16 protein-coding genes are annotated in these 21,821 nt (G+C 74.5%); 2 read left to right on the forward strand and 14 right to left on the reverse strand.

The features are described 5' to 3' along the window. Positions 1-51: 51 nt before the first annotated feature. From WA616_RS05115 to rfbB, 5 genes are all read right to left on the reverse strand, one after another. The gene (locus tag WA616_RS05115; RefSeq protein WP_336027888.1) at positions 52-2,967 is read right to left on the reverse strand and encodes a hypothetical protein; all 2,916 of its coding nucleotides are present in this window, start codon (positions 2,965-2,967) and stop codon (positions 52-54) included. Next, positions 2,964-3,497 (reverse strand): hypothetical protein, encoded by a 534-nt coding sequence (locus tag WA616_RS05120; RefSeq protein WP_336027890.1) that lies wholly within the window; start codon positions 3,495-3,497, stop codon positions 2,964-2,966. The genes WA616_RS05115 and WA616_RS05120 overlap by 4 nt, the downstream gene beginning before the upstream one ends. Positions 3,498-3,559: 62 nt before the next feature. Then, on the reverse strand, positions 3,560-6,499 hold the full coding sequence (locus WA616_RS05125; RefSeq protein ID WP_336027891.1) for an N-acetylmuramoyl-L-alanine amidase: 2,940 nt from the start codon (positions 6,497-6,499) through the stop codon (positions 3,560-3,562). Between the two features lie 232 nt (positions 6,500-6,731). Further along, positions 6,732-7,625, reverse strand: a complete 894-nt coding sequence (gene rfbD / locus WA616_RS05130; protein WP_336027893.1) for a dTDP-4-dehydrorhamnose reductase — start codon at positions 7,623-7,625, stop codon at positions 6,732-6,734. Next, complete coding sequence (gene rfbB / locus WA616_RS05135; protein ID WP_336027895.1) at positions 7,622-8,620, reverse strand: dTDP-glucose 4,6-dehydratase; 999 nt, start codon at positions 8,618-8,620, stop codon at positions 7,622-7,624. The genes rfbD and rfbB overlap by 4 nt, the downstream gene beginning before the upstream one ends. A 184-nt stretch (positions 8,621-8,804) precedes the next feature. Here rfbB and WA616_RS05140 point away from each other — a divergent pair, with 184 nt between their 5' ends. Then, complete coding sequence (locus WA616_RS05140) at positions 8,805-10,385, forward strand: LCP family protein (RefSeq protein ID WP_336027898.1); 1,581 nt, start codon at positions 8,805-8,807, stop codon at positions 10,383-10,385. Between the two features lie 61 nt (positions 10,386-10,446). Here WA616_RS05140 and WA616_RS05145 read toward each other — a convergent pair whose 3' ends face one another. The 5 genes from WA616_RS05145 to WA616_RS05165 form a co-directional block, all read right to left on the reverse strand. Beyond that, positions 10,447-11,202: a decaprenylphospho-beta-D-erythro-pentofuranosid-2-ulose 2-reductase gene (locus WA616_RS05145; protein WP_336027900.1), complete on the reverse strand. Its 756-nt coding sequence runs from the start codon at positions 11,200-11,202 to the stop codon at positions 10,447-10,449. Further along, a complete protein-coding gene (locus WA616_RS05150) occupies positions 11,199-12,563 on the reverse strand; it encodes an FAD-binding oxidoreductase (protein ID WP_336027902.1) in 1,365 nt (454 codons plus the stop codon). The genes WA616_RS05145 and WA616_RS05150 overlap by 4 nt, the downstream gene beginning before the upstream one ends. Then, positions 12,560-13,561: a decaprenyl-phosphate phosphoribosyltransferase gene (locus WA616_RS05155; protein ID WP_336027904.1), complete on the reverse strand. Its 1,002-nt coding sequence runs from the start codon at positions 13,559-13,561 to the stop codon at positions 12,560-12,562. The genes WA616_RS05150 and WA616_RS05155 overlap by 4 nt, the downstream gene beginning before the upstream one ends. Next, entirely contained in the window at positions 13,558-14,100 is a 543-nt protein-coding gene (locus WA616_RS05160; RefSeq protein ID WP_336027907.1) for a phosphatase PAP2 family protein, read from the reverse strand. Before WA616_RS05160 ends, WA616_RS05155 begins: the two co-directional genes overlap by 4 nt. A 68-nt stretch (positions 14,101-14,168) precedes the next feature. Continuing rightward, positions 14,169-14,831, reverse strand: coding sequence for an SGNH/GDSL hydrolase family protein (locus WA616_RS05165; RefSeq protein WP_336027909.1), 663 nt, complete (start codon positions 14,829-14,831; stop codon positions 14,169-14,171). 148 nt (positions 14,832-14,979) lie between these two features. On the opposite strand from WA616_RS05165, the gene WA616_RS05170 reads away from it, so the two are divergent. After that, positions 14,980-17,205 (forward strand): acyltransferase family protein, encoded by a 2,226-nt coding sequence (locus WA616_RS05170; protein WP_336027911.1) that lies wholly within the window; start codon positions 14,980-14,982, stop codon positions 17,203-17,205. Positions 17,206-17,462: 257 nt separating this feature from the next. Here WA616_RS05170 and WA616_RS05175 read toward each other — a convergent pair whose 3' ends face one another. Genes WA616_RS05175 through WA616_RS05190 form a run of 4 tightly spaced genes read right to left on the reverse strand, consistent with a single transcriptional unit; the run spans position 17,463 to position 21,776 of the window. Further along, positions 17,463-18,203, reverse strand: a complete 741-nt coding sequence (locus WA616_RS05175; protein WP_073421531.1) for a glycosyltransferase family 2 protein — start codon at positions 18,201-18,203, stop codon at positions 17,463-17,465. Next, entirely contained in the window at positions 18,203-18,985 is a 783-nt protein-coding gene (locus WA616_RS05180; RefSeq protein ID WP_336027912.1) for a glycosyltransferase family 2 protein, read from the reverse strand. The genes WA616_RS05175 and WA616_RS05180 overlap by 1 nt, the downstream gene beginning before the upstream one ends. Further along, positions 18,982-21,204, reverse strand: coding sequence for a lysylphosphatidylglycerol synthase transmembrane domain-containing protein (locus tag WA616_RS05185; protein ID WP_336027913.1), 2,223 nt, complete (start codon positions 21,202-21,204; stop codon positions 18,982-18,984). Before WA616_RS05185 ends, WA616_RS05180 begins: the two co-directional genes overlap by 4 nt. Beyond that, positions 21,204-21,776, reverse strand: a complete 573-nt coding sequence (locus WA616_RS05190) for an HAD family hydrolase (protein WP_336027915.1) — start codon at positions 21,774-21,776, stop codon at positions 21,204-21,206. The genes WA616_RS05185 and WA616_RS05190 overlap by 1 nt, the downstream gene beginning before the upstream one ends. Between the last annotated feature and the right edge of the window lie 45 nt (positions 21,777-21,821).

Below are 21,821 nucleotides of genomic sequence, written 5' to 3' on the forward strand. Positions count from 1 at the left end.
GATCGCCCCGGGGAGCGCAGTGCTGCCCCGGGGCGACCCGTCCGTCACATCTCAACGGGGTTGCACAGTCGCCTCACCCGTCGCGCCGTTCACCGTGATCGTGCCGTTCTGGAAGGTCTGCCGGGTGCCGCCGGCCACGGCCTGCGCGTCGCCGGTCGGGTAACCGAGGCGGCCCTGCTCCCAGCCGGTGGCCCCCCAGGCGTCGAGCACGGCGCCGCGGACGACGCGCGTCCCACCCGCCGGGCTGCTGTAGACCGCGCCGCCCTGGAAGTAGGCGTAGCGGCCCTGCCCGTCGGGGGTGACGGTGACGTCGGTCGTGGGGAAGCGGAGGACGCCGGTCTCCCAGCCGCCGCGGGCCCAGGCCTCGAGCACCGTGCCGTACAGGAAGTGGGCGCCGGTGGCCCGCGTCCGGTAGACCGACCCGGCCTCGAAGTGCTGGTACTCCCCCAGGCCGTCCGGCGTCGTCCGGACGTCGGCGACCGGGTAGCCCAGCGGGCCGCGCTCGAAGCCGCTCAGCGCCCAGGCGTCGCGGAACGCCGTCGGCAGGACCCGCGCACCGCCGGTGGCGGTCGAGTAGATCGAGCCGCCCTCGAAGTGCTGGTAGGTGGCCTTCCCGTCCGGGGTCCGCCCGGTGTCGGAGACCGGCGCGCCGAGCGTCCCGGCCGGGCCGCCGGCCGCCTGGTAGGCGCCCGCCAGCGCGGCCTGCACGGAGAACCCGCGCCCGCCGGAGACGTAGACGGTGCCGCGCTCGAACGCCTGCGACGTCACGCCGCCGGCCGTCTGGGCCGCCCCGGTCGGGTAGCCGAGCGAGCCGCCCTCCCAGCCGCTGCGCGCCCACACCGCGACGACCGCCGTCGGCAGCACCTTGGGGCCGGTGGCGGTGACGTAGACCGACCCGCCCTGGAAGTGCTGGTAGGTGGCCTTCCCGTCCGGGGTGCGCCCGGTGCCCGAGGTGGGCAGGCCCAGCGCGCCGGCGGGGCCGCCGGCCCCCTCGTAGGCGGCGACCATCGCGGTGAGGACGGCGTTCCCGCCGCTCTCCCCGGCGTACACCCGGCCGCCCTCGAACTGCTGCGTCGTCACGCCGCCGGCGGTGGTCGCCGCGCCGGTCGGGTAGCCGAGCGGGCCGCCCTCCCAGCCGCTGCGGCCCCACGCGCCCACGACCGCCGTCGGCAGGACCTTCGCCCCGGTGGCGGTGACGTAGACCGAGCCGCCCTGGAAGTGCGCGTACCGCGCCTTCCCGTCCGGGGTGGTGCCCACGTCGCTGGTGGGCAGCCGCAGGGTGCCGGTCTCCCAGCCGGTGGCGGCCCAGGCGTCGAGCACGTCGCCGGCGAGCCGGCGGGCACCGGTGGCGGCCGACCAGTAGATCGAGCCCTCCTGGAAGTGCACGTACTGGGCGGCGCCGTTCGGGGTCGTGGCCTGGTCGGTGACCGGGTAGCCGAGCGGGCCGTTCTCCCAGCCGGTCGCCGCCCACTTGGCGTAGACCTCGCCGGCGATCACGCGCGCGCCGGTCCCGGCCGTCGCGTAGATGGAGCCGGAGCGGAAGTGCGCGAAGCTGCCCTCGCCGTCGGGCGTGGTCGCGACGTCGGAGATCGGCAGGCCGAGCGGGCTGGTCTCCCAGCCGCTGGCCGCCCACCGGTCGTAGACGGCGCCGGAGAGGACCCGCGCCCCGGTGGCCGCCGACCAGTAGATCGAGCCGCCCTGGAAGTGCACGTACTGCGCGGCGCCGTTCGGGGTGGTGACCTGGTCGGTCATCGGGTAGCCGAGCGGCCCGCCCTCGTAGAACCTGGTGCCCCACTTGTCGCGGACGGCGCCGGTGAGGAAGTGGGCGCCGCTGTCCGGCGACCAGTACAGCGAGCCGCCCTCGAACGCCTGGAAGCAGCCGCCACCGGCCAGGCCGCACATGCCGTCACCGGTCGGGTAGCCGAGCGGGCCGGCCTCCCACGTGTAGGTGGACCACTTGTCGCGGACCGCGCCGTACCAGACGATCCGCGCGCCGGTCATGGGCGCCCAGTAGATCGCGCCGTTGGCATAGCTCTGCATGCAGCCGCCGGCCCGCAGGCCGCAGACGACGTTGGCGCGGATGGCCCCGAGCGGGCCGGTCTCCCCGCCGGTCTGCGCGTAGCGGCCGGTCACCTGGCTCGCACCGGGGATCTGCGTGGAGCCGAACCAGTCGGTGTAGTAGATCCAGAAGTTGCGGTTGCCGTACGCCGAGCAGCGGTCGCCGGTGCCCTTGCCGGCCGCCAGCGCGGCGGCGTTGGGCTGGTAGGGCGTGTAGTTGTACAGCCCCGCGGTGGCCTGGTTCTCGATGAAGACCGCGGAGCTCCCGCAGTCGGTCTCGACGTCGTAGCGGACCTGGTTGACCACGCCTGCCCGGTGCCCGTACTTCGTGGGGTTGTTCGCGTAGTTCCGGTATTGCGCGGCGGCGCTGTACACCTGGTTGAAGAAGCCGTTGTACGCCGGGTTGCAGGTCCCGGTGTCCGGGCAGGCGAAGCCCATGGCCTCGCGGTAGCGCCTGGCGTAGAGCCCGCTGCCCGAACCGGTGACCAGGCCCTGCTCCTTCTGCAGGATGACGAGCAGCACGCGCTGGCTGATGCCGCAGGCCTGGCCGACCTTGGCGATCACGGTGGCCGCGGTCTCCTGGGGCGCGCCCACGTAGGTGCCCGCGCAGCGGGCGTCGGCCGGCTTGGTCTGCGTGTCGACCCGGTAGTCCTTGAGACACGGCGACCCGTCGCTGCCGGGCACGCAGCGCGGGTTCATGGAGTTGAGGAACGTCTGCACGTCGGCGGCCGACATCGCGTTGCCGTCGAAGAACAGCTGGTCGCTGATGATGTTGCCCGCGCGGAACTGGCTCATGTCCGCGGCCTCCTCCAGCCGCGGCGCGGAGGAGGCGGTGAGGACGCCGGCCAGGACGGCCGCGCCGCAGACCGCGGTGAGGAGGGTGACGAGGACGCGGCGGGCGCGGGTCACTCGGGCACCTCGACCTCGAGCGGCTCCGACTCACCGGAGGCGGTTCCCGACTCGTAGCGCAGGACGACCGACCAAGTCCCCGGGCGCAGCTCGTCGCCGGGCAGCGCCAGGCCGCCGCAGACGGTCGTGCTGGCGTCGGCCAGGCCGTCGGTGGTCGCCCGGACGGTGTTGCCGTCGCGGGAGACCTCGATGGTGCAGGTGCCGCCGTCCTCGATGACGGGGCTGACGTAGCCGGAGGCGAACAGCGCCGCCTCGGCCGGGTCCCAGTAGGCGTTGGAGAGGACGACGTCGGTGGCCTCCGGGCGCGGCGGGTCCGTGGCCACGGGCTCGCCGGCCTCGTCGACGACGGGCGCGTCGGTCCCCTCAGCGGTCTCGTCCGGCGCGGCCGGGCTGTCGGAGGCGGCGCTCGTCGCCGGGGACGACGCGCCGGCCTCGTCGGTGCCCTCCGCCGAGGAGCAGGCGGGCAGCGCGCACACGGCGGCGAGGGCGACCGCCGCGAGCGTCCGGCGGGTGGTGGTGGAACGGGTCATGACGGTTCTCCTCCGCGCCCCGGCCGGGGCGGTCGTCGGCGGTTTGGGGGACGGCGAGCGGGTCAGCGGACGGTCACGGTCGCCGCGCCGGAGGCGGAGACGGTGATCGTCCCGTGCTCGAACGAGGTGCGGGTGCCGCCGCCGGGCTGGGCGACGGTGTCCGAGGTGGGCCAGCCGAGGCGACCCTGCTCCCAGCCCGTGCGGGCCCAGGCGTCCAGCACCGCCCCGCGCAGCACGCGGGTGCCGCCCACGGCGCTGCTGTAGACGGCGCCGCCCTGGAAGTAGGCGTAGCTGCCCTTGCGGTCCGGCGTCGTGGTGACGTCGGTGGTCGGGTAGCGCAGCGCCCCCTGCTCCCAGCCCTGGGCCGCCCAGGCGGTGTAGACGTCGCCGCGCAGCAGGTGCGCGCCGGTGGGCCGGGTCCAGTAGACCGAGCCGCCCTGGAAGTGGGCGTAGAGGCCCTGCCCGTCCGGGGTCGCCGCCGTCGAGACGGTCGGGTAGCCGAGGACGCCGTTCTCCCAGCCGGTGCGGGCCCACAGGTCGTAGACAGCGCCGCGGACGACGCGGGCGCCGGTGGCCGCGGTGGCGTACACCGAGCCGTTCTGGAAGTGCTGGTAGCTGCCGCGCCCGTCGGGCGTCGTGCCGACGTCGGTGGTCGGGTAGCCGAGCACCTGGGCACCGCCGGCCGCGTCGACCGCCGCGCCGAAGGCGGTGGAGACCGCGTGCGCGCCGGTGGCGGGGGTCGCGTAGACGACGCCGCCCTCGAAGCGCTGCAGGGTCACGCCGGCCGGCTGCGCGGCCGCGGTGCCGGCCGGCGGCGCGGTCGGGTAGCCCAGCGGGCCGTTCTCCCAGCCGGTGCGCCCCCAGGCGGCGGCGACGTCGGTGCTCAGCACCGAGGTGCCGTGCTCGGCGGTCGCGTAGACCGAGCCGCGCTGGAAGTGCGCGTAGGCGGCGCCGCCGTCGGGGGTGGTGGCCGTGTCGGTGACCGGCATGCCGAGTGGGCTGGTCTCCCAGCCGCTGGCCGCCCAGGCGGCGTAAACCCCGCCGGTCAGCCAGCGCGCGCCGCCGGCCTGCGACCAGTACACCGAGCCCTTCTGGAAGTGCACGTACTGCGCGGCGCCGTTCGGCGTCGTCGTCCAGTCCGAGACGGGGTATCCCATCGGGCCGGCCTCCCAGCCCGCGGCCGCCCAGCGGTCGCGGATCGGCCCGCCGACGGTGTGCGCGCCGCTGGCCTGCGACCAGTACACCGAGCCGTTCTGGAAGTGCGCGAAGCGGCCGGCGCCGTCGGGGGTGGCCGTCACGTCGGTGGTCGGCATGCCGAGCGGGCTGTTCTCGAAGCCGGTGCGCGCCCAGCCCTCGAAGACCGGGCCGGACAGCACGCGGGCGCCGGTGGCCTGCGACCAGTACACCGACCCCTTCTGGAAGTGCACGTACTGGGCACGGCCGTTGGGCGTCGTCGTCCAGTCCGAGACCGGGTAGCCGAGGCTGCCGTTCTCCCAGCCGAGGGCGGCCCAGCGGTCGCGGACGGCGCCGCCGACGGTCCGCGCGCCGGTGGCCTGCGACCAGTAGATCGAGCCGTTCTGGAAGTGCTGGTACAGGCCGCGGCCGTCGGGCGTGGCGGTCGTGTCGGTGGTCGGGTAGCCGAGGCTGCCGTTCTCCCAGCCGAGGGAGGCCCACTTGTCGCGGATCGGACCGCGCAGGATGCGTGCGCCGGTGGCGGCCGTGGCGTAGATCGAGCCGTTCGCGTAGTGCGCGTAGGCGCCGAGGCCGTTCGGGGTGCGGGTGGGGGCGGTGGTCACCGCGCCCAGCAGCGAGCGGGCCGCGGCGTCGGACTCGTAGCGCTGGGCGACGAGGGGCAGCGCGTTGCCGATCTGGGTGGCGACCTTGCTGCGGATCTCCCCGAGCTTGGCGTAGCCGTAGCGGCCGGGGCAGGCGGTGCTGCCGACGTCGCGGTGGCCGAAGATCGTCGGCAGGGTGACCGACTGGCCCGCGGCGTAGCGGGAGGTCCCGCCGCCCGAGGAGGTCAGCGTCGTCGTCCCGCTGGGGTTGACGTTGTAGAGGGAGAACTTCCAGGCGATGATCGCCGCCACTGCGTCGACCATGGGCTGCGTGGTGTCGACGGCGTCGTAGTTGCCGAGCATCGAGACGCCGAAGGTCGAGGTGTTGAACCCGCCCGCGTGCGCGCCGACGACGGTGCTCGCCAGGCCGCCGTAGCGGCCCTCCCAGAGCCGGCCGAACTTGTCGACGATGACGTTGTAGCCGATGTCGCCCCAGCCCAGGCTGACCGTGTGGTACCGGTAGATCGACCGCATCATGTCCGGCACCTGGGCGGCCGTGTAGTTGTTCGTGTCGGCCGTGTGGTGCAGCGTCGCGGCCTTGATCGTCGAGGCGTAGGACGGGTCCCAGCGGCGGATGGTCTCGTCGGCCCCCCACTGCGCGCGCGAGTAGACGTCGGGCATGGCCAGCGCCGCGTCCGCGGTGTCCTGGATCTCCGGGGCGCCGAGCGCGGTGTCGGCGGCGCTGTCACCCGGGTCGATGAGGTCGAGCTGGACGTCGGTGGGCGCGGCGCCGGAGCGGGTGACCAGTTCCACCTCGACGCCGGTGCTCGGGCCGGTCCACAGCGGCGAGGTGCCGGCCCGCGCGGTGGCGGCCGCCGGCGACGCGGTGTCGGCGCTCGCGTCCTCGGGGCCGATCTCGGTCCACTCGCCCCAGGCGCCCGCGGCGTCCTGCACCCGCACCTGCGCCCGGACGTCGGTGACCGCGGGGTCGGCGGCCCAGGTGACGCCGACGAGGGAGAACTCGTCGACGTCGGTGCGGGTCACCGTGAGCGCCGGCGCGGTGTCGGGCACGCCGGCCACCGGCTCGGTGGTCCCCTCCTGCACCTCGGCGTCGGCCGCGGGCTCCTCGACCGAGCCGAGCGGCACCTCCTCGGCCGTCGTCTCGACCGGCACCGCCTCGGGTCCCGGGTCGGCGTAGACGGGCAGCACCAGGAGGGTGCCGGTCATGGCGACGAAGGCTGCGGTTCCCGCGAGTAGGCGGCGCACGAGGGAGGACCTCCGGGGGGTCGTGGCGGCCACACGCCCGGACGAGGGCGCATCTGTCCGCCACGAGCATCGGCACGGCGCCGTCCGACCTTGAGGCGACGCGCCCGAACCGGTGACGGGACGGGACCGTCCCGTCACCATCGGTCACAGTGGACCCACCCCTCCCGGCGGGAGCGGACGACGGCCGGCGCCCTCAGACCCCGGCGGGCACCGCCAGCGCCCGGTGCAGCGCCTCCCGCCACGGCAGCGGCTCCGGCAGCCCGGCGGCCAGCCAGGCGCCGCCGTCGAGCACCGACCACGCCGGCCGGGGCGCGGGGCGCGGGAAGGCGGCGGTCGTCGTCGGTGCCACCAGTCCCGGGTCCGCCCCGAGCTCCTCGTAGACCGCGCGGGCCAGGCCGAACCAGCTGACCGCGCCCGCGTCGGTGCGGTGCAGCACCGGCGGGGCCGGCTCCGCCCGCTCCCCCAGCGCCACCAGGCCCGCGGCGAGGCCGGCCGCCCAGGTGGGCGAGCCGACCTGGTCGTCGACGACCGACACCTCCGCGCCGGCCTCGGCGCGGCCGGCCATCGTCCGCACGAAGCTCGCCGAGTGCCGGCTGTAGACCCAGGCGGTGCGCACGACGGTGGCGTCGCCGCCGGCCGCGGCGACCGCCCGCTCCCCCGCCGCCTTGGTGCGCCCGTAGGCCGACCGCGGGGCGACCGGCGCGTCGACCGGGTAGGGCTCGGTGGCGTCGCCGCCGAAGACGTAGTCGGTGGACAGGTGCACCAGCCGCCCGGCGCCGGCCACCTCCTGTGCGAGCCAGCCCGGCGCGTGCCCGTTGACGACGAGCGCGGTGTCCTCGTCGGTCTCGGCCGCGTCGACGGCGGTGTAGGCGGCGGCGTTGAGCAGCACCGGACGGCGGCCGGCTGCGCGGGCGCCGGCGAGCCAGCCGCGCACGGTGGCCCGGACGCCGTCCTCGTCGGTGAGATCCAGGCGGTCACGGCCGAGGGCGGTCAGCTCGTCACCGGGCCGGCCGGACAGGAGCGCGGTCAGCTCCCGGCCCAGCTGCCCCTGCGCGCCGGTGACCAGCCAGGCGGTCGGCGCGCTCACGCCCCGGCCCGCCAGGCCGCGGCCTTGAGCGGCTCCCACCACGCGCGGTTGTCGCGGTACCACTGCACGGTCAGGGCCAGCCCCTCCTCGAACGACATCCGCGGGGCGTAGCCGAGCGCCGCCGTCTTCGAGTAGTCGACCGAGTAGCGCAGGTCGTGGCCGCCGCCGCGCGGGTCGACGATGTGGTCGACGTAGCTCCAGTCGCGCCCGGTGGCCTCGAGCAGCTTCTCGGTCAGCTCCCGGTTGGACAGCTCCCGCCCGCCCCCGATGTTGTAGTACTCGCCGGGCCGCCCCTCCTCCAGGACGAGCTGGATGCCGCGGCAGTGGTCGTCGACGAACAGCCAGTCGCGCACGTTGGCGCCCTCGCCGTACAGCGGCACCTTCCGCCCGTCGAGCAGGTTGGTGACGAACAGCGGGATGACCTTCTCGGGGAAGTGGTAGGGCCCGTAGTTGTTGCTGCAGCGGGTGACCGAGACGTCCAGGCCGTAGGTGCGGGCGTAGGCGCGGGCGATGAGGTCGCCGCCGGCCTTGGCCGCCGAGTACGGCGAGTTGGGCTCGAGGAGCGACTCCTCGGTCCAGGACCCCTCGTCGATGGAGCCGTAGACCTCGTCGGTGGACACGTGCACGACCCGGCGGACGCCGTGCCGCAGTGCCGCCGCGAAGACCTCCTGGGCGCCGAGCACGTTGGTCAGGACGAAGTCCGCCGCGCCACCGCTGATCGACCGGTCGACGTGCGACTCCGCCGCGAAGTTCACGACGACGTCGTGGCCGGGCAGCGCGGCGTCGAGGTCGGCGGCGCGGCAGATGTCGCCCTGCACGAACCGGTAGCGCGGCGAGTCGGCCACCGGCGCCAGGTTCGCCGGGTTGCCCGCGTAGGTCAGCTTGTCGAAGACGGTGACCTCGGCGTCCTCGTAGCCGGCGTAGCCGCCGGTGAGCATGGTCCGGACGTAGTGGGAGCCGATGAACCCGGCTCCGCCGGTGACGAGCACGCGCATGGGCGACATCCTCCAGTCGGGCGACAGCGGGGGCATCCTCCCCGTGTGTGACGTCCGTGGCGGATGAGGTCGCGCGCGACCAGACGGGCGGCCGGTGCCAGACGGGCGCGGGCGACGGCGAGACGGAGCGTTCCCCCGTGTCGCTCGCCGCCCGGCCGCACCGGCCGCACCTAACCTCGGTCGCGTGAGCCGAGACCGCAACGAGCAGGACGCGTCCCCGGGCCGGCCGCTCCCGGCGCGCCTCGACCCGCGCGCAGGCCGCCCGTCCCGCCCCCGCACCCGGGACGCCGCGGACGCCGCCCCCCGCGCCGGACGGGACGAGCGCGACACCGACGCCCCGCGCCCGGCGCGCCGCCGCAACGGCCGCGCCGCCGCCGTCGCCCGCGGGGTCGCCGCCGTCCTGTCCGTCGTCCTGCTCGGCGCGAGCGGCTGGGGCTGGTACCTCGGCCGCGTGGCCGAGGCGACGGTCAACCGCACCGACGCCATCCCCAGCGCCGGCAACACCCAGGCCGGGGACGCGCCCGAGGCGATGAACCTGCTGCTGGTCGGCAACGACAGCCGCGCCGACCTGACGCCCGAGCAGCTCGCCGAGCTCACCGCCGGCACCGACTCCGGCATCAACACCGACACGATGATCCTGGTGCACATCCCGGCCGACGGGTCCAGCGCCTCGTTCGTCTCCTTCCCGCGCGACTCCTACGTGGAGATCCCGGGCTACGGCATGGACAAGCTCAACGCCGCCTACGCCTACGGCTACAGCGAGGTCGACGACGCCGCGCCCGAGGCCGACCGCCAGGCCGGCGGCGCGCAGCTGCTCGTGCAGACCATCAGCCAGCTCACCGGCCTGCAGATCGACCACTACGCCGAGGTCGACCTGCTCGGCTTCTTCAACCTGACCAGCGTGGTCGGCGGCGTGACCGTCAACCTCTGCGAGGCCGTCGACGACTCCGAGTACTCCGGCGCGGTCTTCCCGGCCGGCGAGCAGGTCATCGCCGGCGCGGACGCGCTGGAGTTCGTCCGCCAGCGGCACGGCCTGCCCCGTGGCGACCTCGACCGCATCGTGCGCCAGCAGGTCTTCATCGGCGGCGTGCTGCGCAAGATGCTGTCGGAGGACGTGCTGCTCGACCTCGGCAAGCAGCGCGAGCTCGTGCAGGCGGCGTCGGAGTCGCTGACCATCGACCGCGACCTGGTGCTGCTCGACCTGGCCCAGCAGATGCAGGCCGTCACCCCCGGCAGCATCGAGTTCCAGACCGTGCCGATCGTCGGCGACGACCGCGACGAGCAGGGCCGCTCGATCCTGCAGCTGGCCGACGAGGACACGCTGCACGAGTTCTTCGCCGACCTGTCCGCCGAGCCCGAGGCGCCCGCGTCCGAGGCCCCGGCCGCGCCGGTCACCGTCGCGCCGGCGCAGGTGTCGGTGCAGGTCTACAACGGCTCGGGCACCCCCGGGCTGGCCGCCGAGGCCGCCGCCTCGCTGGAGACCGCCGGCTTCGTCGTCGCCTCGACCGGCAACGCCGACTCCAGCGACTACGACCAGACGGTGATCCGGTACGCCGCGGGCGACGAGGCGCTGGCCACCACCCTGGCCGCGCAGATCCCCGGCGCCACCACCGAGGCCAGCGACGACGCCTCCACCGGCACCGTGCAGCTGGTCCTGGGCACCGACTTCAACGGGATCGGCCAGGCCACGACGCCGCCGGCGCCGACGGCCGCGGCGCCCACCGAGGTGCCCCGCACCGCCGCCGACACCACCTGCATCAACTAGGCGCAGCGACGACCGAGGGCCCCTCTCCCGCGTGGGAGAGGGGCCCTCGGTCGTCCCCGCCTCAGATGGACAGGCGGCGGAAGAGCGGGCGCGGCAGGTGGCGCAGGCCGCTCATCACCACGCGGAAGGCGCCGGGCACCCAGACGGTGTGCCGCCCGGAGCGCACGCCGTCGACGATCGCCTCGGCCACGGCCTCGGGCGTGGTGGCCAGCGGGGCCTCGGGCAGCCCCTCGGTCATCTTCGAGCGGACGAAGCCGGGCCGGACGACGAGCACCGAGACGCCGCTGCCGTGCAGCGCGTCGCCGAGTCCGGAGAAGAACGCGTCCATGCCGGCCTTGGTCGAGCCGTAGACGTAGTTCGAGCGCCGGGCCCGCTCCCCCGCGACCGAGGACAGCGCGACGATCACGCCGTGTCCCTGCCGCCGCATGTGCGCGGCCAGCGCGGTGCCGATGGCGACCGGTGCCTCGTAGTTGACCCGGGCCAGGCGGGCGGCGGCGACCGGGTCGTCGGCCAGCGCCTCCTGGTCGCCGAGCTGGCCGACCGCGACGACGGCGACGTCGACGTCCCCGCCCGCGGCCGCGGCGGCCACCAGGCCGGCCGGGTCGTCGAGGTGCTCGGCGTCGAACGTGAGCACCTCGACGGTGGCGCCGAGGCCGGTGAGCTCCTCGGCGACGGCGGCCCGCCGCGGGGTGTCGCGGGCGGCGAGCACCACCCGCAGCGGCCGCTCCTGCAGGTAGCGGCGGGCGGTGGCCACGGCGATGTCCGACGTCCCGCCCACCAGCAGCAGGGAGCCGACGGAACCGAGCGCGTCGATCACAGGGACAGCCTCCGGGCGAGGTCGGATGTGAAGACCCCGTCGGGGTCGACCCGCGCGCGGACGGCGCGGAAGCGGTCGAGGTCGGGGTACATGCCGGCGAAGACCTCCGGGCGGACGCGCGCGTCCTTGGCCAGGTAGATCCGGCCGCCGGCGGCGACCACCAGCTCGTCGAGGTCGTCGAGCAGCCGGGCGAGGCCGGGGACGACCGGGATGTCGAGCGCGAGCGTCCAGCCGGGCGCCGGGAAGGACAGGAACCCGGGGTCGCCCTCGCCGAACCGCTTGAGGACGGCGAGGAAGGACGCGGTGCCCGAGCCGGAGATCCGCTCGAGGGCGGTGCGCAGGGCGTCCTCCTGCCCGAACGGCACGAGGAACTGGTACTGCACGAACCCGCCCGGGCCGTAGACGCGGTTCCACTCCCCCACGCCGTCGAGCGGGTGGAAGAAGGTGGGGATGGTCTGCAGCTGGTCCCGCTTGCGCTGCGGGGCCTTGCGGTACCAGAGCTCGTTGAACGCCGAGACGGTGAACCGGTTCAGCAGGCCGCCGGGGACGACCGGCGGCACGGAGAGCAGCACGTCGCCGCGGTAGCGCAGCGGGTCGCGCTGCGCCCGCGCCGGCAGCTCGTCGCGGCGGGCGAACCGGCCGCGGGTGAGCACCGAGCGGCCCATCCGGCGGCCGCGGGCCACGCAGTCGATCCAGGCCACCGAGTAGTCGTAGTGGTGGTCGGTGGTGGTGAGCAGGTCGAGCAGGGAGTCCAGGTCGGGCGTGCGGTCGGTGTCGACGACGACCCGCGAGGTCTCGATCGGCTTCATCCGCACGCGGGCCCGCACGATGACGCCGGTCAGGCCCATGCCGCCGACGGTGGCCCAGAACAGGTCGGGGTCGGTGTCGGGGCCGACCCGGCGCTCCTGCCCGTCGGCGGTGACCAGGTCCAGCCAGGCCACGTGCGCGCCGAAGCTGCCGACGCGGTGGTGGTTCTTGCCGTGGATGTCGGCGGCGATCGCCCCGCCCACGGTCACGTAGCGGGTGCCGGCGGTGACCGGCACGAACCAGCCCAGCGGCACGAACAGCTGCATGAGCCGGTCGAGGGAGGCGCCGGCCTCGACGTCGAGCTCGCCGGTGACCAGGTCGGCGGCGAGCACGCGGTCGAGGCCGGTGAGGTCGAGCACGGCGCCGCCGGCGTTCTGCGCGGCGTCGCCGTAGCTGCGGGCCAGGCCGCGGGCGAGCACGCCGCGCGGGCCGGAGCCGCCGACCACCGCCGCGACGTCGTCGACCGAGCGGACGCTGGTGACGCTGGCCCGGGTGGGCGCGGTGCGCCCCCAGCCGGTCAGCTGCTGCTCGCGGGCGGGCAGCGTGGCGGTCACAGGAACACCCCCAGGCCGAGGGTGGCCACCCACACCGTGCCGATGAGCAGCAGGACCTTGTCGTTCAGGACGACCTCCTCCGGCGCGCCGGCGGCGCCGCGGTCGAGGTCCACCGCGTGCCGCAGCAGACCGAGGACGAAGGGGGCGATCGAGATGGTCGACCAGGGGATGCCGTCCTGGGTGCGGCCGATCTCGAAGGCCCACAGGCTGTAGACGGTGACGGTGACCCCGGCCGACATGCTCCACACGAAGCGCAGGTAGCTGGCCGAGTACTCGCGCAGCGACTTGCGGGTGGCGGCCTCCTCGCCGAGGACGACCAGCTCCGAGTAGCGCTTGCCGGCGACCATGAACAGCGACCCGAACGCGGCCACGAGCAGGAACCACTGCGAGATGGCGATGCCCGCCGCGACACCGCCGGCGACCGTGCGCAGCAGGAAGCCGGAGGCGACGATCGCCAGGTCGATGACCGGCTGGTGCTTGAGCCACAGGCAGTAGCCGAGCTGGATCACGACGTAGACGCCGAGCACCCAGCCCAGCGCCGGTCGGGCGAACAGCGAGCCGAGCACCAGCGCCCCGGCGAACAGGACGACGGCCAGCCCGAGCGCCAGGCCCCGCGGGACGATGCCCGCGGCGATCGGCCGGAAGCGCTTCTTCGGGTGCCGGCGGTCCTCCTCGACGTCGACGACGTCGTTGACCAGGTAGATGCCGGCCGACACCGCGCAGAAGAGGACCAGCGCGAGCAGCGTGGCCCGGGCGACGTCCTGCTCGAACAGCCGCCCGGCGGCGGCGGGCGCGGCCAGGACGAGCACGTTCTTCACCCACTGCCGCGGGCGGACGGCGCGCACCAGGCCCACGGCCAGCGAGCCGCGGGCGCCGGGCGGGCGGGGCGGGAGCTCGCCGGGCGGCGGCAGTGCGGCGTCGGCGGCGGCGGTGGCGCCCCGCGGCGCCGGGACCTCGGCCTCGCGCTCGGCCCGCCTGGCCTCGGGTCCGCTGGTCATCGGTCCTCCCCTGGGGTCGCGGCGCGACGGACGCCGGAGGCCACCGCCGTACCCAGCACGGCGCCCGCCACGACGTCGGTGGGCCAGTGCACGCCGAGCAGCACCCGGGAGACCGCCATGGCGCCGAGGGCGGCGGTCATCACCGGCCGCCCGACGAGCGGGCCGAAGCCGGCGGCGGCCGCGGCGGTCGAGGCGGCGTGCGCGCTCGGGAACGACAGCGTGCTGGGGGTGCGCACCAGCGAGGGCACCGCCTCGAGCACGGGGCGGGAGCGGCGGGCGGCCCGCTTGACGCCGACCGCGGCGCCGTGGGCCAGCAGCACGCCGACCGTCGCCGTCGCCCAGTCACGGCGGTCGCGGCCGCGCAGCCAGCCGGCGGCACCGAGCAGCAGCCAGCCGGCCGCGTGCTCACCGAACAGCGACAGCCCGCGCGCCACCGGCACCGCCGGCGTGCGCCCGAGCGCCCGCCGGGTGGCGCCGAGGAGCGCCACCTCACCCCGGGCCAGTGCCGCCCGGGTCGTCCCCACCTGTCCCGAGCCCATGTGTCCCGAGCCTAGGCGTTCACGCAGAGCCTCCGCCCGGTCACGAAGGGCGCTCACCCGTCCGGGGATCAGGCGCCCGCGGTCTCCAGGACGGCCTCCCGCAGGGCCGCCCCGATGACCGCCGCGCCCTCCTGGGAGGGGTGCAGGCCGTCGGTGGCCATGCCCGGGGCGAAGCGGTCCCCCGACCGGACGCCGGCCGCGGAGTCGGCGAAGGTCCAGCCCTCCTCCTCCGCGAGCGCCTCGAGCGCCGCGTTGGTGGCGACGGCGACGGCCGGCGCCTCGTCGCGCGGGGGCACCGCCGACAGCACCACGCGCTCGACGCCGACCGCCTCGACGATGCCGCGGACGTTGTCGGCCGTCTCGGCCTCCGTCAGGCCCGCGCCCGGGTCGTTGGTGCCGGCGAGGACGACGAGCACGTCGGCGTCCACCGGCCCGACGGCGGCCAGCATGTCGGCCGTCGTCGCGCCGGGCCGGGCCCAGCCGCCGGCGAACACGACGCCGTCGGTCGCCGCCGTGGACAGCCAGGACGCGCGGCCCAGGAGGCCTGCGGGCACGTCGCCGTCGGCCTGGGTGATCGAGTCGCCGACCGCGGCCAGCCGGACCGCGTCGGCCGGCGCGGGCGGAGGGGTGTCGCCGCGGTCCCCGGACGTGCATCCTGCGAGGGACAGCGCGGCCGCCGCGACCACCGCGGCCGCGCTCGTGGGACGGGTGTGACGAGGGGTGCGGGACACCCCTGGAGTGTCGCCGACGGGCGCGTCGGACCGGTTCCTCTCAGTACCCGTTTCGTTACATTCGGTCCGTCGGTCGCCGTTGTCGCCGCCGACCTGGACCGAACGGGTGCAGGCGTGGGCCGCCGCACCGGATGCAGGAGTGAGCAGCGTGTCTGGTCGACTGGGGACGATGGATCCGACGACGGCGGGGGTGCCGGAGCCGGCCCTGTCCACGAGCACCGTGCGCATGGCCCCCGTGCCGCCGGCGGTCCCGCCCCGCGACGGCGACACCCCTCCCCCGCCGGCGGCGCCGCGCAAGGAGTCCGGCGTCCGGATCGAGATCCAGGCGCTGCGCGCGCTGGCGATGTCGCTGGTCGTCCTCTACCACGTGGTCCCGCTGCGGGTGCCCGGCGGCTACGTCGGCGTCGACGTCTTCTTCGTCGTCTCGGGCTTCCTCATCACCGCGCACCTGCTGCGCGAGGTCGAGCGGACCGGGCGGGTGAGGCTGGCGCAGTTCTGGGCCCGCCGCGCCCGCCGGCTGCTCCCGGCGTCGCTGCTCGTGCTCGTCGCCAGCGCCGTCGCCACCGTCGTGTGGGTGCCGCAGACCTACTGGCAGGGCTGGCTGCGCGAGGTCGGCGCCTCGGCGCTCTACGTCGAGAACTGGCTGCTCGCGGGCGACGCCGTCGACTACCTGGCGAACACCAACGCCGCCTCGCCGGCGCAGCACTACTGGTCGCTGTCGACCGAGGAGCAGTTCTACCTCGTCTGGCCGCTGCTGGTCGTGGCCGCCGCGTGGGTCGCCGTGCGGGCCGGGGTGCACCGCCGCCTCGCCGTCGGCGTGCTGTTCGGCGCGCTCACCGTCGGCTCGTTCCTGTACTCGCTGGCGACGACGGTCAGCAGCCCGCCCGACGCGTACTTCACCACCCCCGCCCGCGCCTGGGAGTTCGGCCTGGGCGGCCTGCTGGCCCTCGTGGCCGCCACCCCGCCGGAGGGCCGGGAGAAGCTGCGCACGCTGGTCTCCTGGGCCGGGTTCGGCGCCATCGCGTACTCCGCCTTCGCCTTCACCGCCCTGACGCCGTTCCCCGGCACCGCCGCCCTCGTGCCGGTGCTGGGCACCGTCGCCGTCATCTGGGCGGGCGCCCCGCGCTGGGACTGGAGCCCCACCACGCTGGCCGACTTCGGCCCGGTGCGCTTCCTCGGCGACGTCTCGTACTCCGCCTACCTGTGGCACTGGCCGCTGGTCGTGATCCTGCCCTTCGCCCTGGGCCACGAGATGGGCACGACGGCGAAGCTCGCCGTCCTGGCCGCCACCGTCGTGCTGGGGTGGGCCACCAAGGTCTGGGTCGAGGACCCGGTGCGCACCGGCACGCCGCTCGCCCGCCGCGGCAACGGCACCACCTTCCTGGCCACCCTGGTGGCGACCGTGCTGGTCGTCGGGTGCGCCGCGGGCGGCTGGTTCTACGTGCAGTCGGAGGTGGACGAGGCGCGGGCGGCCGCAGCCGCCTACGCCGCGGGCGGCGACCCGTGCTTCGGCGCCGGCGCCACCGACCCGGCCAACGGCTGCGGCGACCCGTACGCCTACGAGGGCGACGCCGCCAACCCGATCTTCGCCAAGAGCGACCTGCCGCAGGGCTTCTCGTGCCTGTCGGTGCTGGCCGAGACCGACGTCGTCACCTGCCGCTTCGGCAGCGCGGACCCCGTCGAGACGGTCGCCCTGCTCGGCGACTCGCACACCGCCAGCCTCTACGAGGCGATGGAGACCGTCGCCGAGCGCAAGGACTGGGCGGTGGTCACCTACATGAAGGCCGGCTGCCCGGCGCTGGCGAGCTCGCGGCTGCCCGCCGTCGGCCAGCCCGCCGAGGAGCGCCCGGCGTGCGGCGAGTGGGGTGAGGCGGCGATCCAGCAGATCGCCGACGACCCCTCGATCAGCCGGGTGTTCACCAGCTACCGCTCCGACGTCTACCGCTACGAGGACGAGTCGGGCGCGCTGCACGCGGAGATCCCGGCCGACCTGGTCGCCGGGTCGCTGCAGCGGCTGGCCGACGCCGGCAAGGACGTGACCGTCATCCGCGCGGTGCCCACGACCAACGGTTTCCACCCCGGCCCGGAACTGGTCAACCTCGAGGCGAGCGCGCCGGACTGCATCGCCCGGGTCAGCGGGACCGACGACCCGTGCGCCGGCCCGCGCGACGTCCGGCTCTCCCCCGACCGGATCGTGCAGGCCGTCGAGGAGCTCGGCGACGACCGCATCTCGGTGCTCGACCTGACCGACGTCTTCTGCGACGAGCAGACCTGCCACGAGCTGATCGGCGGGGTGATCGTCTACTTCGACGGCTCGCACCTCACGGCCACGTTCTCCCGGACGCTGGGGCAGGTCATCGCCCAGCGGGTCTGACCGCGCCGACGCGACAGCGCCCCCGTGCCCACCCGGGCCCGGGGGCGCTGCGCTGTCCGGGGACCGCGGGACACCTGCTCCCCGCGATCATGGAGCCGGCGTGGCGACGCGCCGGTGACGCGCGGTGTGTCGCCACCGGGCTCCATGATCGCGGGGACGACACCCCGGCCCGGGAACCTCCCGCGGGCAAGGCCCTGGACGCGCGGAGGCCCGGTGGCTGGTCGCCACCGGGCCTCCGCGTCGGGTCGTGCGGGAGCTCAGACCGGCAGGCCGGTCTCCTGGTACGCCTTCAGCTCCTCGGGCGTGCCGAAGCAGTAGAAGTCGCCGCGCACCAGGCCCACGCGCCGGCCCGACGAGATGAGCTCGTTGAACACCAGCGAGACGTAGTACTCGGGCATGGCGGCGTCGATCTGCCGGGCCATGAGCCGGTCGGCGGCCTCGAGGAACACCCGCGCCGAGGTGAACGAGTAGACGCCCATGAGGGCGTCGGAGCTGATCGCCTGCTTCTCCGCGGTGCGGACGACGAGCCCGTCGGGGCCGACCTCGGCGAAGCTGTAGCGCGGCAGGACCGACGAGAACGACAGCAGCAGCCCGTCGAGGCTCTGCTGCTCGACGGCGTCGGCGAGCACCCGGAAGTACTCGGCGCTGTCGAAGGCGATGTCGCAGTCGATGATGACCAGCGGCTGGTCGGGGTCGAGCGCGTCGCGGGCCACCAGGCAGGTCTCGACGGCGCCGCGGGTGTCGTGGTCGAGCATGACGATCCGCGCGTCGGGCTGGGCGGCGAGGACCTTCTCGGCCAGCCCGTGCTCGGCGTCGTCGTCGGACCGGACGACGACGGTGACCGTCTGGTCCCCGGTCCACGGGTCGAACGAGCGCAGCGCCCGCTGGAACATCGGGCCGCCGTCGACCTCGATGAGCGGCTTGGGCGTGGTGATCCCGACCTTGCGGAACCGCGTGCCGAGCCCGCCCATCGGCATGAGCACCTGCAGCGTGGTCATCAGGAGACCTCGTCCCACTCGTAGTCGCGGTCCGGCGCCGGCTCCGACGTCGGCCGGCCCAGCCGCCACAGCGCCAGGTTGCGCAGCGCCGTCCGGAAGATGTTCCAGTTCCGCGCGTTCGACACCTGGTCCTCCTCGCGCCAGGTGATCGGCACGTACGCGAAGCGCACCTTGCGGGCCACCAGGTCGAGGATGAGCTCGTAGTTGAACGTCAGGTGGTTCGCGAAGCGCAGGTAGCGGGCCGGGTCGAGGTCGCGCAGCGCGAACAGGTTCAACCCCGAGCCCAGGTCCTGCAGCGAGCGCAGCGCCACGGCGCTGTAGACGCCGTTGAGCACCCGGTTGCCCCAGACCCGCTTCGCGTCGTAGCCGTGCAGCGTCGAGTGCCGGCTGAACCGCGAGCCGAGCACCGTCTGGGTCTCCGGGTGGGCGGCGGCGTGGTCGAGCAGCAGCGTGACCTCGTCGCTCCTCGCCTGGTTGTCGCCGTGCAGGATCACCACGTGGGTCATCCCGGCGGCCCGGGCATGCTCGAAGGCGACCTTGTGGGTGCCGCCGAGGCTGTTGTTCTGCCGGTTGCGGAACACCCGCAGCTGCGGCAGCCGGCCCGAGCGCCGGTACTCGACCGCCCGCTCGAGGGTGTCGTCGGTGCTGCGGTTGTCGATCACCCAGATCTCCTCGACCCGGGCGGCCACCTCGTCGGTGATCTCGTCGAGCACCCGGCCGATCTGGGGGGCGCAGTTGTACGCCGGGATGGCGACAACGACCTTCTGCGGCTCCGGACTCACCGTGCGAGGACCTCCCCGTCCCTCGGCGCATCGCCGAAGACGTCGTCGTCCTGGGCAGCCACGGGCAGCTCGTACTGCTCCAGGAAGCGGTTCAGCGCCTGGATGCAGACGCCGTAGTACTTGAGCACCGTGCCGGGGTTGATCGCCACCCGGTGGGTGAGCATCCGGCCGTAGAAGAGCCCGACGTGGAACAGCACCGCGCGCTGCTCGGCCTGCGACAGCCGCCGCGGCATGACCTCGGTGGAGACGAAGTCGGCGAGCTCGGCGTACCGGGCCGACCGCGCGTCGCGGTAGGTGATCTCCGGGGTGCCGTCGGCGGCGGCGCCGAGGACGACCGGGTCCTCGTCGTCGTTGAGGAACTCGTAGCCGTACAGCAGCGACTGCATGTGCCGGGCGAAGTCGATGACCGGGCCGCGGATCTGGTTGTCGTCGGAGGGGTCGATGACCAGCACCCGGTCGGTGGGCAGGTCGACGAGGATGTTGTCGACCGTCAGGTCGCCGTGGATGTGCGACGACGCCCGGAAGGTGGCCAGGTCCTCCCACGCGGCCGGGTTGGCCTGGATGCGGGCGAGGATCCGGTCGAAGTTGTCCAGCTCGGTGCCGTTGACGACGATCCGGTCGCCCTTGAGCGCCTCGGCCAGCGCCGGGTGCGACTCCGCGGCGGCGCGCACGCGCAGCACGAACCGCTCGGTGACGTAGTCGTCACGCAGCTCCGGCCGCGCCTCGAGCCCACCGAGCCGGTAGACCCGCGAGTACATGTAGTCCCAGACCTCGGCGAGCTTGGCCGCGCCCTCGGCCAGCGGGTTCTCGTGCACGTACTCGTGCAGGGGCACGCTGCTGGGCCGGTACTCGAGGTCGATCGAGTAGTGGTCCTCGGCGTGCTCCTCGCGCAGCACGGTGACCAGCTGGTCGTGGTCGGCGCGCTCGGCCAGCCAGTCGTGCTGGTTCTTCAGCCGGTGCGCGTACTCGGTGGGCACCATCTTCTTCACGAACAGCTCGCCCGAGCCGTTGGTGGCCAGCAGCGTCACCGCGTTCGACCCGCCCTTGAAGAAGCGGACCAGGCTGACGTTGCCCTTCACCTCCAGCCGGTGCATGACCGTGCTCAGGTGCTGGCGCTGGAAGTAGGCGTCGAGGAAGTGCGTCATCGACCCGGAGATGTCCTGGTCGCGGCCGAGCTTGTTCACGTACCGGTCGGCCGGGGCGAGCTCGGCGCCGGCCAGCGGGTCGCTGGTGCGCCGCGCCCAGTTGACGAACAGCGAGACGACGGCGACGACGATCACCGGCACGTTCACGACCGCCCAGGAGGCGGCGGCGAACAGGAGCACCTCGGAGCCGGACAGGCCGGTGCTGCCGGTGACGAAGTCGCGGATCCCGTCGGCGTAGGAGCCGGGGGCGCCGTTGCCGATGCTGGGGCTCACCACGCCGGCGGGCGCCGCGGTGGTGATGACGGCGTCGCGGCTCGTCAGCGCCGGGAAGACGACGGCGACGGTGACCGCGGCGGCGGCGACGTAGCAGGCCCACGAGGCCAGCGTCAGCACGCCGTAGCGGGCGAGCTGGCGGCGCTGCCGCAGGAACCGCTGGAAGCCGAAGATGACCGACCAGAGCTTGAACCGGGCCCGGTTCTCCAGGTCGGTGTTGAGCCACGCCGTCATCCGCCAGGCCAGCCGCATGAGCGTGGCGTTCTCGCGCACGAGCGCGGCGAACGAGCCGATGAGCACCAGCGAGACGACCAGCGCGGCGACGGCGGCGAACGGCACGATGCCGGCGATCGGGCCGCCGAACAGCGCGATCACCAGCAGGAACGCCACCGAGACGAGGACGACGTCGATGAGCCGCTCGAGGACGACGGCCATCAGCGTGTACAGCCAGCTGATCCGCAGCGTCTTGGCGACCAGGTAGGAGCGGACGACCTCGCCCACGCGCAGCGGCCAGACGAGGTTGAACAGGTAGCCGATCGACAGGTGCCGGAACTGCCCGGCGAGGCTGCCCCGCCGCACGTTGTCGATCGGCACCTTGGTGCGCGCGGCGCGCAGCACGTGCCCGCCCAGCTGCACCGCGGCGGCCAGGCCCAGCAGCGCCCAGCCGCCGCCGGACAGGCCGGAGGCCAGCCGGTCGGCCAGGTCGGTGAGCGAGCCCCAGGTGAGGACGACGAAGCCGGCGAGCGAGAGCAGCGCGACGACGATGAGCGCGAGCCGGCCGCGCGAGTAGCGGAGAGCCATCAGAAGTGCGGCACCTCGAGGACCATCAGCCCCGCCGCGAGGGCCGCCTGGCGCCCGGTCTCGGAGTCCTCGAACGCCAGGCTCGCCGACGCGTCGGCGCCGAGCAGCTCCAGCGCCCTGAGGTAGCCCTCCGGGTCGGGCTTGCTGCGGGTCACCTCGTCACCCCAGACGACGACGTCGAACAGCGGCGTCAGCCCGTGGGTGTCGAGGATCTGCCGGCCGTTGCCGGACTTGGCGGTGCTCACCAGCGCGGTGCGGTGGGTCGGGGCGACCAGCCGCAGGAAGGCGATGAGCGCGTCGTTGGCCGACGTCTCGTGCAGGACCTCGGCGTAGAGCCGGCTCTTGGCCGCGCGGATCGTGTCGACGCCGCTGGGGTCGATGCCCGGCAGCAGGTCGGGGATGAAGTCGCGCGAGTCGCGGCCCCAGGTGCCGGCAAACTGCTCGGGCGTCAGCTCGTGGCCGGACTCCGCGAACGCGTCGCGGTAGGCCGCGTAGTTGGCCTCGCGCGTGTCGACGAGGGTGCCGTCGAGGTCGAAGAGCAGGGCCTGCACCGACCCGCCTGGACGCGTCATGCCGTTCGGTCCCCCCAGTGCGTCGGTCCCGGTGCCCGGTCGTGC

This window comes from Geodermatophilus sp. FMUSA9-8, assembly GCF_037034165.1.
GTDB classification, from domain to species: Bacteria; Actinomycetota; Actinomycetes; order Mycobacteriales; family Geodermatophilaceae; genus Geodermatophilus; species Geodermatophilus nigrescens.

Coding starts and splice junctions, on each gene's coding strand:
- WA616_RS05120 (WP_336027890.1), bottom strand. CDS start 3,497: ATGACCCGTTCCACCACCACCCGCCGGACGCTCGCGGCGGTCGCCCTC.
- WA616_RS05125 (WP_336027891.1), bottom strand. CDS start 6,499: ATGACCGGCACCCTCCTGGTGCTGCCCGTCTACGCCGACCCGGGACCC.
- WA616_RS05155 (WP_336027904.1), bottom strand. CDS start 13,561: ATGACCAGCGGACCCGAGGCCAGGCGGGCCGAGCGCGAGGCCGAGGTC.
- WA616_RS05190 (WP_336027915.1), bottom strand. CDS start 21,776: ATGACGCGTCCAGGCGGGTCGGTGCAGGCCCTGCTCTTCGACCTCGAC.
- WA616_RS05185 (WP_336027913.1), bottom strand. CDS start 21,204: ATGGCTCTCCGCTACTCGCGCGGCCGGCTCGCGCTCATCGTCGTCGCG.
- WA616_RS05160 (WP_336027907.1), bottom strand. CDS start 14,100: ATGGGCTCGGGACAGGTGGGGACGACCCGGGCGGCACTGGCCCGGGGT.
- rfbB (WP_336027895.1), bottom strand. CDS start 8,620: ATGCGCGTGCTCGTCACCGGCGGAGCCGGGTTCATCGGCTCCCACTAC.
- WA616_RS05175 (WP_073421531.1), bottom strand. CDS start 18,203: ATGACCACGCTGCAGGTGCTCATGCCGATGGGCGGGCTCGGCACGCGG.